The sequence below is a fragment of the Actinacidiphila yanglinensis genome, from assembly GCF_900107965.1.
GTDB classification, from domain to species: Bacteria; Actinomycetota; Actinomycetes; order Streptomycetales; family Streptomycetaceae; genus Actinacidiphila; species Actinacidiphila yanglinensis.
Genome location: NZ_FNVU01000006.1, coordinates 387,208 through 402,703 on the forward strand (window position 1 = coordinate 387,208; position 15,496 = coordinate 402,703).

The 15,496-nt window shown below is 71.9% G+C and carries 13 protein-coding genes and 1 pseudogene; 8 read left to right on the forward strand and 6 right to left on the reverse strand.

Annotated elements, in window-relative coordinates; all coding sequences use genetic code 11:
• Positions 1-618: 618 nt before the first annotated feature.
• Positions 619-1,977 (forward strand): alpha/beta hydrolase-fold protein, encoded by a 1,359-nt coding sequence (locus tag C4U44_RS16675; protein WP_103886582.1) that lies wholly within the window; start codon positions 619-621, stop codon positions 1,975-1,977.
• A gap of 25 nt (positions 1,978-2,002) precedes the next feature.
• Here the strand turns inward: C4U44_RS16675 and C4U44_RS16680 are convergent, their stop codons facing one another.
• Together C4U44_RS16680 and C4U44_RS16685 are read right to left on the reverse strand one after the other, a co-directional pair.
• Complete coding sequence (locus C4U44_RS16680) at positions 2,003-3,211, reverse strand: ROK family transcriptional regulator (protein WP_146088277.1); 1,209 nt, start codon at positions 3,209-3,211, stop codon at positions 2,003-2,005.
• 111 nt (positions 3,212-3,322) lie between these two features.
• The gene (locus C4U44_RS16685; RefSeq protein WP_103886584.1) at positions 3,323-4,222 is read right to left on the reverse strand and encodes a LysR family transcriptional regulator; all 900 of its coding nucleotides are present in this window, start codon (positions 4,220-4,222) and stop codon (positions 3,323-3,325) included.
• Here C4U44_RS16685 and C4U44_RS16690 point away from each other — a divergent pair.
• A pseudogene (locus C4U44_RS16690) lies at positions 4,170-4,337 on the forward strand (SDR family oxidoreductase); the annotation flags it as partial. The gene C4U44_RS16685 and the pseudogene C4U44_RS16690 sit on opposite strands and share 53 nt — an antisense overlap.
• Before the next feature lie 58 nt (positions 4,338-4,395).
• On the opposite strand, the gene C4U44_RS16695 reads toward C4U44_RS16690, so the two are convergent.
• Complete coding sequence (locus tag C4U44_RS16695; protein WP_200823275.1) at positions 4,396-5,634, reverse strand: epoxide hydrolase family protein; 1,239 nt, start codon at positions 5,632-5,634, stop codon at positions 4,396-4,398.
• An 84-nt stretch (positions 5,635-5,718) separates the two neighbouring features.
• Positions 5,719-6,177 (reverse strand): nuclear transport factor 2 family protein, encoded by a 459-nt coding sequence (locus C4U44_RS16700; protein ID WP_103886585.1) that lies wholly within the window; start codon positions 6,175-6,177, stop codon positions 5,719-5,721.
• Between the two features lie 244 nt (positions 6,178-6,421).
• On the opposite strand from C4U44_RS16700, the gene C4U44_RS16705 reads away from it, so the two are divergent.
• Complete coding sequence (locus C4U44_RS16705) at positions 6,422-7,357, forward strand: SDR family NAD(P)-dependent oxidoreductase (RefSeq protein WP_103886586.1); 936 nt, start codon at positions 6,422-6,424, stop codon at positions 7,355-7,357.
• A gap of 146 nt (positions 7,358-7,503) precedes the next feature.
• Positions 7,504-8,139, forward strand: a complete 636-nt coding sequence (locus tag C4U44_RS16710; protein ID WP_200823276.1) for a TetR/AcrR family transcriptional regulator — start codon at positions 7,504-7,506, stop codon at positions 8,137-8,139.
• Positions 8,140-8,339: 200 nt separating this feature from the next.
• Here C4U44_RS16710 and C4U44_RS16715 read toward each other — a convergent pair whose 3' ends face one another.
• Entirely contained in the window at positions 8,340-10,739 is a 2,400-nt protein-coding gene (locus C4U44_RS16715) for a helix-turn-helix domain-containing protein (protein WP_146088278.1), read from the reverse strand.
• Between the two features lie 236 nt (positions 10,740-10,975).
• Between C4U44_RS16715 and C4U44_RS16720 the strand changes: the two genes are divergently transcribed.
• The 3 genes from C4U44_RS16720 to C4U44_RS16730 all read left to right on the forward strand — a co-directional run bounded on the left by C4U44_RS16720 (position 10,976) and on the right by C4U44_RS16730 (position 13,671).
• A complete protein-coding gene (locus tag C4U44_RS16720; RefSeq protein WP_103886589.1) occupies positions 10,976-11,740 on the forward strand; it encodes an AfsR/SARP family transcriptional regulator in 765 nt (254 codons plus the stop codon).
• Positions 11,741-12,045: 305 nt separating this feature from the next.
• Positions 12,046-12,459 (forward strand): peptidoglycan-binding domain-containing protein, encoded by a 414-nt coding sequence (locus C4U44_RS16725; RefSeq protein WP_103886590.1) that lies wholly within the window; start codon positions 12,046-12,048, stop codon positions 12,457-12,459.
• A gap of 216 nt (positions 12,460-12,675) precedes the next feature.
• On the forward strand, positions 12,676-13,671 hold the full coding sequence (locus C4U44_RS16730) for a C40 family peptidase (RefSeq protein ID WP_103886591.1): 996 nt from the start codon (positions 12,676-12,678) through the stop codon (positions 13,669-13,671).
• 361 nt (positions 13,672-14,032) lie between these two features.
• Here the strand turns inward: C4U44_RS16730 and C4U44_RS16735 are convergent, their stop codons facing one another.
• Positions 14,033-14,947 carry an alpha/beta hydrolase gene (locus C4U44_RS16735; RefSeq protein ID WP_103886592.1) on the reverse strand — a complete coding sequence of 305 codons (915 nt, stop codon included), beginning with the start codon at positions 14,945-14,947 and terminating at the stop codon, positions 14,033-14,035.
• Positions 14,948-15,057: 110 nt separating this feature from the next.
• On the opposite strand from C4U44_RS16735, the gene C4U44_RS16740 reads away from it, so the two are divergent.
• Positions 15,058-15,474, forward strand: a complete 417-nt coding sequence (locus C4U44_RS16740) for a MarR family winged helix-turn-helix transcriptional regulator (protein ID WP_103886593.1) — start codon at positions 15,058-15,060, stop codon at positions 15,472-15,474.
• Positions 15,475-15,496: the final 22 nt, after the last annotated feature.

The window sequence follows — 15,496 nt, forward strand, 5'->3', positions numbered from 1 at the left end:
GCGAACGGGCTGATCACGTCCCGTGTTCATGACTTGGAGGCGGTGGGCCCGTCGGCCACGGCAGATCTAACGCCCGCGATTTCGGTATGTCAATGGACACGGCAGGAAGTTCGGCGGCTGCTCGACTCGGGGCGCTCCGTGCTCCGTTCAAGAGATGTCGACCTGTTGCCGGTGCACCCCGAGCGCCCACGACCCGCCGGCGGCCGGGCTCCGGCATCGGCGACCGCCTCGCGCGGCACCCCTCCGCACCATCCTCGCCCCGCCGCTCCGGCCCCGGCAACTGCCGTGCGGGAGGCGGCGCCACGGCCGGTGGGCGTCTCGGACACCTCCTCGGCGGCCCGGCCCAGGATATTGACAACCTCATTACGTAACCCTAGATTGACGAGCACCAAGGGGGTTGACCATGGTCCGACGGACCGTCAGTTCTCACTGTGCGTAGCGACAGTCGGTCGGTGCCGCGCGGCGCCGACCGGTGGCCGCCGTGCCGCCGTCACGGGCGGCTCCGCCCTCTTCCCCGGGGCACGTTCCGGCCCGGGTCGTGCGCCCGGCGGCTCGTGGACCCGAGGAAAGGAACGATGCGGCATGCCCGAACACGCCAGGCACGGAAGACGAACCGGTGTGACACTCATCGGCCTGTGCGCGCTCGCGGCCTCGGTGTTGAGCCTCGCGCCGCAGGACGCGTCGGCGAGCGGCCCGGCGGCGCGGCCCGCCAGGTCCTCCTCGGCGCCGGCCGCCGCCACCGCCCTGGCGCCGCAGGTGGTGCACACGGGGACGGGTCCCACCGGCTACCGGGTCACGTTCCGCTTCAAGGCGCCCACCGCCACGAGCGTCCAGATCAAGGGGGAGTGGTACTTCGCGAACCCGTACGAGCTGTCCTCACTCGCCGGCACGTCGACCAGCACCGTCCAGACCCCCGGCACGACGCCCGCGCAGTGGCAGCCCGGTGACATCCCCATCGGTTCGCCCAACTCCTCCGCGGCCAACTGGCCGGTGACCACGATGACGGAGGACAAGCACACCGGGGTCTGGTCGTACACGACCCCGCTGCCCTCGGGCGTCTTCAACTACGGCTTCTTCGTGGACTGCGGCAGCGCCACGCAGAGCGGCTGCACCGAGGTGTCCGACCCGGCCGACCCGCCCTGGAACCAGCACGGTTCGCGGACCACCGGGTCCGTGGAGTCGGTCAGCCAGGTCTACGTCCCCTCGGACCCGGCGTTCCGGACCGCCGATCTGGCGTGGCAGGGCCCGAGCAAGCAGCACGGCACGCTGCGGGACGTGACGTATCCGGCGCCCACCTCGATCACGCCGGCCGGAGAGAACTACCTCGCCGTCTACACGCCGCCCGGCTACGACCCGAAGCGCGCCAAGCCCTACCCGACCGTCTACCTCAACAGCGGCGGCAGCAACGAGATGGACTGGAGCACCCAGGGCGACCTCGGCAACATCCTCGACCAGCTGATCGGCACGGGCGAGATCCAGCCGATGGTCGTGGTCATGCCCAACACCGAGGGCTTTCCCGCGTCGGACTCCTACGCCTCCTTCGACGCCGACCTCGTCGCGAGCGCCATCCCGTACGTCGAGTCGCACTACCGCGTGTCCACCTCCGCCGGGCAGCGGGCGATCGGCGGTCTGGGCTACGGCGCGTCGATCACGAACTCCTTCCTCTTCGACGACCCCGCGCACTTCGCCTACTACGGCGTCATGAGCCCGGGAATCAACGGCGACTTCACCCTCCCGGACACCGCGTCGCTCACCGCCGGGCAGATCGCGGCGATGAAGAAGGTCGGCATCATGGTGGGCGGCGGCTGGCAGGACCCGAGCCACTACTACCACGCCGGCGAGGTGAACACGCTGACCCAGGTCGGCGTCGGGGTCTCCCCCGACTATGTCAACGGCGGCCACTCCTGGTACGCCTGGCGGCTGCTGGTCAGGGACTTCCTGACCCGGGTGGCGTTCTTCCCCCCGCTCGCGGGCTGACTTGCCGGCCGGCCCCGCGCGCGGGTCAGCGCACCACGCGCAGGGCCGGCCGCAGGAACGCGGGGAGCATCTCCGAGGCGACCTGGATCGCTCCCCGCACGGTCGATGTGGAGGAGAGCTGCCGCACGGCCAGGCCGGCGGAGTTCGGCCCGTGCGCGAGCGCGCGCAGTTCCTCGGCGAAGCGCTCGAAGAACCAGGTGCTGCGGTCGGCGAAGGAGTTGCCGCCGAAGTAGACGACGGCCGGGTTGATGATGTTGACCTGCCAGGAGGCGGCCAACGCCAGTCGGCACGCGGCACGTTCGAGCAGGGCGAGGACCGCCTTCTCGCCGGTCGCCTCCATCTCGGCCAGGGTGGCCGGCGCGGGCCGGCCGGTGATCCGCTCGAACTCGCGGCTCAGGTGGAGCGACGACGTCACGCTCTCGACGCAGCCGCGCCGTCCGCACCGGCACTGCTCGTCGATCCCCGGCAGCACGCAGTGGCCGAGCTCGCCGGCGCTCCCGGTCACCCCGTCGATCAGCCGTCCGCCGACGGTCGCCGCGCTCCCGACGCCGCGGCCCAGGTAGACCAGCGTGGCCGACCGGGCCGGCTCCGGCTCCATGGCGAGCTGCCCGATGAGCGTGGCGGCGACGACGTTCACCAGGCCGACCGGCACCCCGACGGCCGCCGCGAGCGCGTCGGCGGCGGGCAGGTCGGACCAGTCGTCGAGCCGGGCCATCGTCCACAGTCCCCGCGCCCGGTCGATCGAGCCGGGCAGCGTCATGGCGACCGCGGCCAGCGGGCCGAAGTCCGGGCGCGCCGCGCGCAGTCCGGTGATCTGCGCGGCGAAGGCCGCGACCACGTCGGTCCAGTCCGCGGTCTTGGCCACTGCGGGGACGAGGCTGTCGGCCAGGACCACGCCGGCCAGGTCCGCGATCGTGACCTCGAACTGGGCGCCTCGCATCCGGACGGCCGCCACCACCCGCGCGCGGGAGCGGAAGTGCAGCAGCGAACCGGGGCGCCCGCCGCCGGACGCGGCCTTGACCTGCCCCTCCTCGACGACCAGCCCGTCCGCGACGAGCTGCTGCACCACGGCCAGGATCGTCGGTCGGGTCAGGCCGCTCAGCCGCCCCAGCTCCGCGCGCGTGAGCCCGCCGCGCTCCCGCAGGAGCCGGCAGACGGCGCCCACGTTGGCCTCGCGGATGTCCGCGGTCGACATGCGGGCGGAAGGCAGCGGCCCTGAGGAGGGGACGTTCACGGCGAAAAGCTTACGGGTCCCGCCGCCGCACCCGGGCCGGCCGAGTGCTCCGCCCGGCCGACAGGGCACGCGTGCCACCGGGCGCCCGTGGACGGCTCCCGGCGGAGCGCGTCAGGCGTCGCGGGCAAGGAGCTCTCTCGCGGCATCGCGGAACCGGGCGGCGAGCGGGTTGGCGTCACCGCTGCGGATGGCGACCACCACCTGGCAGGGCTCGATTCCCTCGACGGGGACGGTGGTGAGGTCGTCCCGGAGCGCGCCGCGCGGGTCGCCTGCGGGGACGAGGGCGACCGCCCGGCCGTCGGCGACGGCTTCGAGTTTGTCCTCGAAGGTGTCGACGAGCAGGGGGCCCAGCGGCGCCCGGCTGCCGTCCGGACGGGGATCGAGGCGCCAGAAATCGGTCCACCACGCGGCCATCCCGGCGCAGGCCACCAGGGGTTCGCCGGCGAAGTCGTCCACGGTGACGGCCTCCCTGCCGGCCAGGCGGTGCCGCACGGGCACGATCAGGACCCGGGGTTCGTCGTAGAGGGCGGTCACCTCCAGGCCGTCGACCGGGATCGGCAGGGGCGTGCGGAGGACGAGCGCGTCGACGACTCCGTCGGGCAGCGCGCGGGCCTCGTCCACGTCCAGGTGGCGGGTGCGGACGTGGACGTCGGGGTGGAGGCGGCGCAGGTGGCGTACCGCGGGAGTGATGACGAGGTCCTCGACGTACCCGACGGTGATCGCGCGCGGCGGAGCCGCGGCGCGTGCGGTGAGCACCGCCCGGTCGGCGGTGTGCAGGAGGCTCTGCGCCTGCGGGAGGAAGGCCGCTCCGGCCGCGGAGAGACGGCTGCCCTGGGTGGTGCGCTCCAGCAGGCGCACACCGAGGCTGTCCTCCAGCCGCTGCATCTGGCGGCTGAGGGAGGGCTGAGCGACGTGCAGCGCCGCGGCCGCCCGGGCGAAGTTCAGATGCTCGGCGACGACCAAGGAGGCGGCCGAGCAGACCAAGGCGCAGATGGCGGCCGAGAACCCCATGCTGCGCCTGGGCGACCCCGCGGAAGTCGCCAGGGCAGTGGTCTTCCTCGCCTTCGACGCCACCTTCACCACCGGCGCCGAACTCGCCGTCGACGGCGGCGGATCCCAGCTCTGAGGGCTCGCTCCGGAAGCAGGCCCTCAGAGCCGCGCGGAACGGCACGCGCCCGGCGTGCTCACCGCAGCTTGCGGAAGGTCTCCGTCAGGTCGGCCGCGAACGCCTCGGGGTTCTCGTGGTGGACGAAGTGGCCGCCCTTCATGTGCGCGTTGACGTTCACGACATTGAAGGAACTCCGCGTGTGACCGTTCTCGAAGGCGGCGATGCGCTCCTCGACGGTGTTGACCGCGACCGGGTAGGCGTCACCGAGCAGGAAGGTGAAGCCGGCCGGGGGCTCGACGACGGGGGTGCGGTCGTGGGAGGGCACCCAGGGATAGCGCACCGCGTTGCGGTACATGCGGATGGACGAGCCGATGGACTGGGTGACCCAGAAGACGGTCGCCTGGGTGAGGAGGAAGTCGCGGGGGAACGCCTCCTCGAAGGTGCCGCGCTTGTCGCTCCACTTCTTCCACCGCCGCAGCAGCCAGGCGAGCATGCCGACCGGCGAGTCGTTCAGGCCGTGCGCGAGGGTGGATCCGTCCAGCATGTGCACCGCGACGTGCGAGACGTAGGTGGAGACGAGGTTCTCCAGCCCCGCCCGCAGTTCCGGTGAGGCGTCCTCCGGAACCCTGGCGCCGTCGGTCAGGTCCCAGAACCGCTCGTTGGCGAACATGCCGGGGGGCAGGTCGTGGCCGTAGTGCAGGCCGATGATGCTGTCGGCGTACTTGTGGCCCAGCGCGCTGGTGACCAGGGCGCCGTAGTCCGAACCGGCCACCGCGTACCTCTCGTAGCCGAGGACCTCGGTCATGAGGGTGTGCAGGATGTCGGCGATCTTCCAGTAGTTGAGGTCGCCCCTGCCGACGGGGGTGGACCAGGCGAACCCGGGCAGGTCCGGGATGATCACGTCGAACGACTGCGACGGGTCGCCGCCGTGGGCGGCGGGGTCGGTGAGCGGGCCGATCAGGCCGTAGCTGAACTCGCCGGGCCAGGGCCACCCGGGGTTGATGATGAGCGGTATCGCCCCGGGCCCCTTGCCGCGCTCGCGCACGAAGTGCACCGGCGTGCCGCCCACTTCGACCTTGTGCTGGTGGTAGGTGTTCAGCCGCTTCTCCTGGGCGCGCCAGTCGAAGCCGTCCGCCCAGTACTCCACGAGCGGCTTGAGGTAGGCGGTGCTGATGCCGTAGTACTCCTCCTCGTTGTCCAGGTCGTCGAAGAACCGGGTCTTCCTCAGGCGGTCCCTGAGATCGTCCAGGACGTCCTGGGGGACATCGATGGTGTACGGCTCCAGCGCGCTGGTGGTCCTGCTGTCGTCGGTCACGGCAACCCTGCTTTCCGGTGGCTGTTGCGGATGGTCCGTTGCGGATGCTTCTCGCGGTGAAGGGGATGAGCGGCCGGCCGCCGCTCAGTAGGTGAAGTCGAGGCGGAGCCGGGTCTGCTTCAGCTCGGCGATGCGCCAGCTCCCGCCGGTCCTGACGAAGCGCGCGTGGTAATGGCCGTAGCCGTGCATGCCCGTGAAGGAGACCGCCTCGGAGACGGGCGCGTCCTCGGGCCGGGTGACGATGTCCTCCATCGCCCACACCCCGTGGGCGGTGGTCGGGGAGTCCACGTCGATCTCGTCGGAGAACAGGTGGTGGACCAGGACCACCCCGGCGCCGCCGCTGGCGCCGACCGTCGCGACGATCTGCTCCCGGCCCTCCATGCGCAGCCACACGGAGCCGTCGGGCTTGTACGGGGTGAAGGTGCCGTCCGGCGTGAACAGGTCCGCCAGGTCGTGCCAGCGCTGGTGGTCGGCGTAGCGGACGTAGCGGGCCATCAGGCGGCGGATGTCCTCGACGGTGCCGAGGCGCTCGGTGGTGTCCATGATGATCAGGCCTTTCTGGACTACGTGGTCCAGCCATCATGCGCGGATGAAATTGGACCAGCAAGTCCAGAATCCTGGGCGGGCGCGAGCCCGTCCATCGTGTCCGTTCGTCATGTCCGAACACGCTGTATGGTTACTGGCGGGCGCTGACCCCGGAGGCTCCGCAACAGGAGGTTCACGGCAGGTCGCCCCTCCGGAACGACCCCCTCTCGGGAACCACCCCTCTTCGAAGACAGGTGCAGGCATGACACTGACAACCACGTCGTTCGGCATACGCGCGACCGCCGCCGAGGTCCTCGACGGAGTCGATCTGACCGGCCGCCGGATGATCGTCACCGGGGGCTCCTCCGGTCTCGGTGTGGAGACCGTCCGCGCGCTCGCCGGGGCCGGGGCGCAGGTCACCGTCGCCACGCGGAACCCTGCCGCGGCCCGGTCGCTGGTGGAGGAGTTCCCCGGCACCCGCGCCGTCGCGCTCGACCTTGCCGACCTGGGTTCTGTCCGCGCCTTCTGCGACGCCTGGAGCGGACCGCTCGACGGCCTCGTCGCCAACGCCGGCGTGATGATGCTCCCCACCCGGCAGGTCACCGCCGAGGGGTGGGAGATGCAGCTCGCCACCAACTACCTCGGCCATTTCGCGCTGGCCGTCGGCCTGCACACCGCCCTGCGGGAGGCCGACCACCCGCGCGTGACCGTGCTCAGCTCCGGTGCCCAACTGCGGGCGGGCTTCGACTTCGACGACCCGCAGTTCGCGCGTCGTCCCTACGACCCGTTCGTCGCCTACGCGCAGTCGAAGACCGCCGACGTGCTGCTCTCGGTCGGCATCAGCCGGCGCTGGGCGGAGGACGGCATCGCCGCCAACGCATGCGCGCCCGGGTGGATCCACACCAACCTCACCCGCCACCTCGACCAGGCGACGATGCAGGCGCTCGGCGCGATGGACGCGGACGGCAACCTCGTCACCCCCGACTTCTTCAAGACGCCGGCCCAGGGGGCTGCCACCACCGTGCTGCTGGCGGCGTCACCGCTGCTCGACGGCGTGACCGGGCGGTACTTCGAGGACAACCAGGAGTCGGAGGTCGTCGACGGGGGTCCCGAGGTGATGGCGGGGGTCGCGAAGTGGTCGGTCGACCCCGCCGCCGCGGACCGGCTGTGGGACCAGGCCCTCGCGGTGGTCAACTGACGAGGGAACGGCCGGGGCGGGCGGGGGCAGCGGGGACAACGGGGCGCGGTTCTGATCAACTGGTGCCGCGGACCGCGCCCCCTGCCCGCCGCCCCCGCGCGACGCGGCGGACCCGTCCGCGGACGACAACCGAGAAAAGGTGCCCGATGAGACCGGTGACCCGACGCCAGGCCGACCACCACGCCGCGCGCTCGGCCGCGACCCGGGCGCAGCTGATGTCCGCCCTGGAGCGGCTGCTCGACGCCGGCGAGCCCTACTCCGAGATCAGCGTGCAGCGGATCCTGGAGGAGGCGGGTGTCTCCCGGGCCACGTTCTACGTGCACTTCCCCGGGAAGGCCGACGTCCTGGTCCGGCTCAGCGACGACCTGCGGGAAGAGGTGCTGGCACTGGCACGGCAGTGGCAGCCGGCCGGCGAGGGGAGCGGGGTCGACCGGTTCGCCGGGTTCTTCGTGGAGGTGATCAAGATCCACCGTGCCCACCAGGGCGTGCTCATCGCGGTCCGCGAGGCGGCGGCCTACGAGCCCGCGGTGAGCGACTTCTACACCGCCGACCTCGAAGGGTTCGACGAGACGGTGCTCCGCACCCTCCTCTCGGAGCAGGCCGCCGGTGCGACGCCCGCGGATCTCGACGCCGTCGCCGCGAGCAGGATCATCGTCTGGGGCGGCGCCCAGGCGATCGCCCATCACATCCGCGTGGACGACGGCACCGGTGACGCGGCGCTGGCCCGCGAGCTCGCCCGGATCTGGTGGTACGGCGCGTACCGCCGGCCCGCGGAGTCCTGAGCCGGCGTTCGGCGCCGGGCGCGCCGGACCCGCCTGTTGAGCGGCAACGGGCGGTCCTCCGCGCCACGTGCTGTCCAACCGGTGCCGCGCGGGGTCCGGTTGCTGCCGTACGGCGTCCGGTCGCCGCCTGGCCGCGCCCGGTTGCCGCCGCCCCGCCTCCACCTGCCTCCTGGCCGCGCCCAGTTGCCGCCGGGCCCGGCTCAGCCGCCGACCGCGCGCAGCCGGGTCGCGACGTCGGCCGCCGCCGGATCGCCGGTCTCCCGCATGATGGCCAGCGCCTGCCGCCACGCCTCGGCGGCCTCGGCCTTCCGCCCGAACGCGGCCAGCAGCCGGGCGGCCTGGTCGGAGGCGATCGCTTCCAGCCGCCGCTCACCCACCGCGTGCGCGCGTTCGGCGGCCTGCCGGAAGTCGTCGAGCGCCTCCTCGTCCCGGCCGAGCGCGCCGTGGATCTCACCGGACGTGACCAGGATGTACACCTCGTCGCCGCGGAAGCCGTGCTCCCGCACGAACACCAGCGACGCGGCGGCCGTCCGCGCCGCTTCCTGCAGCCGTCCGGACAGGCGCAGCGCCTCGGCGAGGTTGATCATGGCGCTCGCCTGCCCCTGCAGATCACCGAGCTCCACGTACGACTCCCGGCAGCGCCTGTTGTAGTCGAGCGCCTCGTCGTACCGGCCGAGTTCGCCGTTCAGCATGCCCAGATTGGCCAGGGTGTTCGCCTCGCCGAGACGGTCGCCGCCGTCCTGATAGATCGTCAGGGCCCGCTCGTAGCACTCCAGGGCGTCGTCGAACCTCTTCAGCGTGTGGTACGCGTTACTGAGGTTGTTCCAGGTCGCGGCTTCGATGAGCCCGTGGCCGAGTCCCTGGGCGGCGGTGACGGCGACCTGGTGGGTCGCGATCCAGTCCGCGGTGTGGTTGCGCAGGTAGAGGAGGCCGTACAGCGCGTACGGGAGCTGGCAGGCGACCTCGTGGCGTCCGGTCCGGCCGGCCAGCGACACCGCCGCGACGAGGCCGGCGCGCTCCTGCTCGTACCACTCCATCGCCTGGTCGTACGAGTCGAAGGCGAGGGCCGGATGGCCGGGGACCTCGGGGCGGTCGAGATACGTCGTGCGCTTCGTGACGTAGGGACGGGCGCGCCGGCTCGCCGCCGCGGCGGTGTGGACGTACCAGTCGAGCAGCCTGTCCAGGGCGGCGGACGGCTCCGGGCCCTCCGCGGCGGCGGCGAGCTCGGCGGCGTACACCCGCAGCAGGTCGTGGAAGCGGTAGCGGCCGGGCGACGGCTCCTCCAGCAGGTTGGCGTCGACGAGGACTCCCAGCAGGTCCTCGGTGCGGCGCGGCGGCTGGTCGAAGAGCACGGCGGCGGTGCGCGCGCCGAAGTCCGGGCCGGGGACCAGCCCGAGCAGGCGGAACGCCCGGGCCGGGGTGAACCCGCCCGGAGCGTCGGCGTCCGGCAGGCTCGCGTAGCTCAGCCGGAAGCTGGCTCGCACCGCGGTGTCCTCGACCTGCAGCTCGTCGAGGCGGCGGTGCTCGTCGGCGAGGCGGGCCGCCAGCGCGGCGACGGTCCAGTTCGGCCTTGAGGCCAGCCGGGAGGCGGCGATCCGGACGGCCAGCGGCAGGCCGCCGCAGAACCCCAGCACCTCCTCGACCGCCCCGGGTTCGGCGCGGACCCGCGCGGCGCCGACCACCGAGGTGAACAGCGCGCGGGCCTCCGACGGCGGCAGGACGTCGAGGTGCAGCGGCACGGCGCCGGCCAGTCCCGGAAGGCGGTGCCGGCTGGTGACCAGGACGCCGCAGGCGCCGCTTCCCGGCAGCAGCGGTCGCACCTGCGCGGCGTCCAGCGCGTCGTCCAGGACGATGAGGAGCCGGCGGCCCGCGGTCACCGAGCGGAATCCGGCCGCGCAGGCCGCCGCGTCCTGCGGGAGGGACCGGTCCGGCTCGCCGAGGTCCCGCAGGAAGTCGACGAGCACCCCGGCCGGATCGCGCGGGGAGTCGCCGGTGCCCCGCAGGTTGACGTAGAGCTGGCCGTCCGGGTAGTCGCCCCGCACGCGATGGCCGACGTGCAGGGCCAGCGCGGTCTTGCCCACTCCCCCGGTGCCGGTGAGGGCCGACACCACCACCGGCCGGGCCGGGCCGTCGGCGGAGCCTTCCTCCAGCAGCCGGCACAGGCCCGCGACGCTCGCCTCTCGGCCGGTGAAGTCCGGTACGTCCCGCGGCAATTGAGCCAGCACCCGGCTCGGGGCTGCGTCACGGCCCGCTGCATCGCGGGGGGAGGAAGCCGCCGCCGAGGACTCCACAGCCGGGAGGTCGGGGGCGGCGCCGGTGGGGGGCGCCACGTCGGGCGCGGACTCGGGGGCGGCGGCGATGTCGTGCAGCCGCAGGAGCTCGTCGTCGTTGCCCGTCGCCGCCAGGAGGCTGGCCAGCGCCGGGCGGGTGACCATGCGCTTGCCATTGAGCCAGCGTTCCCAGGACGCCTTGCTGTAATGGGTCAACCGGCCCATGTCCTTGTACGTCAGCCGGTGCTCGTCCTTCAACGCGCGTAATCGGGTGATGAGTTGCCGATGGGCCGGATCCAGGTCATCGGGAAGTGAAGCCCAGTACGGCACGGTTCATCTCCTACGGCGGCGTCCCCACCTGCTTGGGACGCGGTCTCACTGCGCAGGTCACAGGCGCGACTTCGGTGAGATTGTCACACGCGGGGTGGGGAAGCTTGGCCCTCTCCCCCGAAGTCGTGACAATCGGCACGGCGGGACGTCGCAGGCCGCCGCGGAGCAACGGACGGCCTGCGCGGCGGGCGAACGGTCACCGTGGCCGCGCCCGCACCCGATCGGGGGAGTGGGCAATGCGGTTCAGGCTTCTTGGTCCTTTGGAGTGCGTCGACGTCGCCGGCAGATGGCGACCGGTCACCGGTCCACGCCAGCGGGTGCTGCTGGCCACCTTGCTTCTGCACGCCAACACCCCGATCTCCGTGGACACGCTCGCCGACGCGGTCTGGGACGGCGCCCCACCCGCCGGCCACGCGCAGACCCTGCGCAGCCACGTCATGCGCCTGCGGCGCAGCCTCGCACCCGAGGACGCCGTGGGCCTGCGGACCCGGGCGCCCGGCTACGTGCTGGCGGTCACGCACCACGAACTCGATGTGCACCGCTTCGAGTCCCTGGGCCAGGAAGCGGCCGGGCACTTCCGCGCCGGTGCCTGGACCGCGGTGTCCGACACGGCGGAACGGGCCCTGCAGCTGTGGCGGGCCCAGCCGCTCCTGGACGTGCCGTCGCAGCTGCTCCACGAGAACGTGGTGCCGCGCCTGGAGCAACTGCGGCTCCAGCTGATGGAGTTCCGGTTCGACGCGGAACTCCGTCTGGGCCGCCACCATGCGCTGGTACCACAGCTCCAGGCCCTGGTGACCGTTCATCCCCTGCACGAACGCTTCAGCGCCCAGCTGATGCTGTCCCTGTCACGGACCGGGCGCCGCACCGAGGCGCTCGCGGTCTACCGCTCCGCACGCCGCACCCTGATCGACGAGCTCGGCGTCGAGCCCGGGCCGGAAATGGCGCGGGTGCACCAGTGCATCCTGTCCGGCGACGACCCGGGTCTCGACCGCGCGGCCTGACCGTCCTCGACGATCCTCTCGACGCACGGCCCGGGAGCGCCCCGGCGGCGGACCACTGCTGCCGGGGCGCTCCCGTCGGTGTTCGTACCCCGCGTCCGTATGCCGCGTCCCCGCGTCCGTCCGCCGAACTCTTCGGTCGCCCGCCCGCTCGCTCGCTCCCTGCCACGCGACTGCCACAGCCGTCGCACGGCCGTCGCACGGCGGTGCCACGACGCTCCGGGATGGTCTTCGTGACGGCTTCGGCACCGTGAGCACGGTCCTCGCAGGCGTCACAGACAGCGTCATTCCTAGAGGGGAACAGAACCATGGCGAATCGCTCAGCCGCTCAGCCGCTCCGCCGGCGCATCGCCGCCGCCGCTGTCGGCGTCCTTGCCGTCGGTGGCCTCACGATGGTGGCCAGCGTGCCGGCGCACGCCGCGAGTTCGGGTCACTGCGGCTTCACGAACTCCCAGCCGGAGATCACCGTCGGCGCCCAGGGCACCGCGGTGAAGCAGGCTCAGTGCGAGCTCAACTGGGCCTACGCGTACGGCCACACCACCAACTACGGCAACGGCGGGAACGGCGGCCTCACCGTGGACGGCGACTTCGGCTCGAACACCGAGGCCGCGACGAAGAACTTCCAGATCCACTGCATGGGCGCCACCAACCCCGACGGCGTCATCGGCCCGAACACCTGGTCCGCGCTCAACTACTGGGTGAACCAGCCCACCTACTGCTGATCCCGGTCACCGGTGGCGCCCCGCCCCGCATCGGCGGGGCGCCACCGCCGGCGAAGGACCCGCAGGACCCGAAGGACCCGACGGAAGGGGCCACCGCTCCGCTCGATCGGCCCGCTCCGCTCGGTCCGCCCACTCCACCCAAGGCTCGCAACGACAGTCCTGCGGGGCGCCTCGCCCTGCCCGGACGCAGAGGTTCCCCGCAGAGAGGAAGAGACCATGTCTCTCAAGAGACGTTCCGCGATGTTCGTCGCGGCCGCCGCCGCGGTGCTCGTCGCCATGGCGCCGACCGCCGCGAACGCCGCGCCCCACACGGCGGCGGCGTCGGCCGTCGTCACGCCCAACTCGTCGGTCAACGGCAGCATCTCGGCTTCGGAGATCCTGTCCCGAGCGGCGTCCTGGAACGGGACCCCGTACAGCACCACGGCCTACAAGTACGGGCCCGGCGGCGACATCGCCTACCGCACCGACTGCTCCGGCTACGTGTCGATGGCACTGCACCTGTCCAGCAGCCTGACCACGGTCAGCCTGCCGTCCGTGGTGCACTCGATCAGCAAGGCCGGCCTGCAGCCCGGCGACCTCATCGGCGTGCTCGGGGCGGGCACCAGTGGCAACGCCGGCCACGTGCTGCTCTTCGACAGCTGGGCGGACAGCGGCCACACCCAGTACTACGCCTGGGAGGACTCCGGTGACGCCGGCGTCCACCACCTGACGATGCCCTACCCGTACTGGCCGAACACCAGCGGCCCCTCGCCGTCGCTGTACCAGCCCTACCGCTACAACAACGAGTCCGGCAGCACCGGCGGTGGGGTGCCGCCGTGGCCGAACGTCGTGGAGGGCAACACCGGCACCAACGTCGAGGCCGCGCAGTACCTGCTGGACGACCACGGCGCGTCCGTCGCCACCGACGGCCAGTTCGGCGCGGACACCCTCGCGGCCACGAAGGCCTACCAGTCCGCCCACGGTCTGGGCGTCGACGGACAGGTCGGGCCGCAGACCTGGAGCTCGCTGATCGTCCAGATCCAGGAGGGTTCCAGCGGTGACGCCGTCAAGGCGGCCCAGCTCGAACTGAACAAGTACGGCTACGGCCTGTCGGTGGACGGCCAGTTCGGCGCGGGTACCGAGAGCGCCGCGCGGGCGTTCCAGTCCTCGCACGGGCTGGGCGTCGACGGGCAGATAGGCCCGCAGACCTGGGAGACCCTCGTCGGCGACTAGGAAATGGTTCGGACCCGCCACGCACGGCGTTGCGGGAGTCGGTCCGGCCGCCCGAATGGGGCGGCCGGACCGTCGGCGTGCCGGGGGTCAGTGGCCGGGCGGGTGCGGCCGGTGGCCGGGCTCCTGGTGCGGGTGGGTCTGGGTGGCGCCCGGCAGGGTGGGCTTCGGCAGCTGCGCGACCTCGTAGTTCGCCAGGGTCAGGGGTTCCGGCTCGAACCAGCCGCTCAGCGCTCACGACCCCGCGACTTCGCGGGAGTTGCCGGCATCGGCGGGGCCGGCCTCCCACGGCCTCGGCCGCAGAGCCCCGCATCCCCCGGATCCGAGGACCCCTCCCTGAGAACTCCTTGGAACGGGACGTACCTCAGAGGTGGCGCGAATAGAAGCTGACCAGCCGGTCGACGGCGGCGTCGACGTACTCGGGCTCGTCGTACATCTCGTAGTGGCCGGCGCCGTCGATCACCATGAGGTCGGCAGGGTTGGAGGCGAGCTTCCACAACTGCATGCCGGACTCGTAGGAGCCGGTGTTGCCGAGTCGTCCGGCGAGGATGACCTGGAGCGGCTGCGTCATGAGCTGATCGACCAGGTGATACGCGTCGTAGCCCAGCAGCAGGGAGTCGCTGCGGGAGAGGCGGCGGTTGGTGGAGCGTTCGTCCCTGCCCCGCTCGGTGCGGTAGTAGGTGACCGCCTGGGTGGTGTCGATGTCGGTCAGCCCGGCCGCCGCGGCTTCTTCCAAAGTGTCGGGCAGCCACTTCACCCGGGTCGGCTCGCCGGAGCGGGACTCTTCGGTGCGTGCGTCGGCCAGCGCATCCAGTGCGGCGGCTGGGCTGTCCGGCTGGAAGCCGCGGAACGAGGTGCCGATGTTGCTGGGGACGACCGTGCCGACCGCCTTGATGCGGTGGTCCGTGCGGGCGGTGTGCACTGCGTAGCCGCCGCCGGCGCAGATGCCGAGGACGCCGATGCGCTGCGGGTCGATGCCGGAGATCGTGGTGAGTGCGTCGATCGCGTAGGAGATGTCTTCGCCCCGGCGGTAGGGGTCTTCGAGGTCGCGGGGTTCGCCGCCGCTCTGTCCTTGATGGGCGGGGTCGAACACGAGAGCCGCGATGCCGCGGGCGGCAAGGCGGAACGCATAGTTCGCACCGATCTGCCCCTTCACGCTGCTGCCGGGGGTGGAGAGCACCACTGTGCGCGGCGTAGCCGCGTCGTGGAGGCCGTCGGGCAGATAGAGGTCTGCGGCCAGGTCGATCGGTCCGCGCGGGATCGTGATGCGGCGAGGCATGGCTGTGGCCCTTCGTGAGATATTTGTTCCGTAGTTATCCAGTTCAAAATTCCGCTAGTACAGTATCGAACTAGTTCAGAACTGTACCACCTTGAGGGAACGGAGCGCTCATGACGGCCGACGGGGCGCAGCTGTGGACGCTGAACCAGAAGCTGCTGAGTGCCGTGATGGACGCCTGCACAGGGGAGTTGACCGACCTCGGCCTGGAGACGAAGGAGTTCTTCGTACTGGCCGAGGTGGCCACGTCGCCGTACCCTGCCGAGATCGCGGCGGCGTTGATGATCCCCAAAGCGAGCGTGACCGTGTACGTTCGCAACCTCGTCGCCAAGGGATTCATCAGGCGTGAGATCGACGACGAGGACCTGCGCCGCCATCGACTCGTACCGACCACTGAGGGCAAGGAAGCGCGGGACCGCGCGCTCTCAGCACTCGCGGCGGAGTACGACCGCAGGCTGGCACGGATCACCCTGCAGGACCGCACCGAACTGCAGCGCATCCTTCAGGAGATGCTCAAGTCGTCAGAATGAGGTCGACGGGGGTTGGGCGCGG

What these genes read in the sequence shown, in the direction of transcription:
- C4U44_RS16725 (WP_103886590.1), top strand. Translation starts at nt 12,046, where the DNA reads ATGGCGAATCGCTCAGCCGCTCAGCCGCTCCGCCGGCGCATCGCCGCC.
- C4U44_RS16710 (WP_200823276.1), top strand. Translation starts at nt 7,504, where the DNA reads ATGAGACCGGTGACCCGACGCCAGGCCGACCACCACGCCGCGCGCTCG.
- C4U44_RS16735 (WP_103886592.1), bottom strand. Translation starts at nt 14,947, where the DNA reads ATGCCTCGCCGCATCACGATCCCGCGCGGACCGATCGACCTGGCCGCA.
- C4U44_RS16700 (WP_103886585.1), bottom strand. Translation starts at nt 6,177, where the DNA reads ATGGACACCACCGAGCGCCTCGGCACCGTCGAGGACATCCGCCGCCTG.
- C4U44_RS16705 (WP_103886586.1), top strand. Translation starts at nt 6,422, where the DNA reads ATGACACTGACAACCACGTCGTTCGGCATACGCGCGACCGCCGCCGAG.
- C4U44_RS16740 (WP_103886593.1), top strand. Translation starts at nt 15,058, where the DNA reads ATGACGGCCGACGGGGCGCAGCTGTGGACGCTGAACCAGAAGCTGCTG.
- C4U44_RS16685 (WP_103886584.1), bottom strand. Translation starts at nt 4,222, where the DNA reads ATGGGGTTCTCGGCCGCCATCTGCGCCTTGGTCTGCTCGGCCGCCTCC.
- C4U44_RS16720 (WP_103886589.1), top strand. Translation starts at nt 10,976, where the DNA reads ATGCGGTTCAGGCTTCTTGGTCCTTTGGAGTGCGTCGACGTCGCCGGC.
- C4U44_RS16730 (WP_103886591.1), top strand. Translation starts at nt 12,676, where the DNA reads ATGTCTCTCAAGAGACGTTCCGCGATGTTCGTCGCGGCCGCCGCCGCG.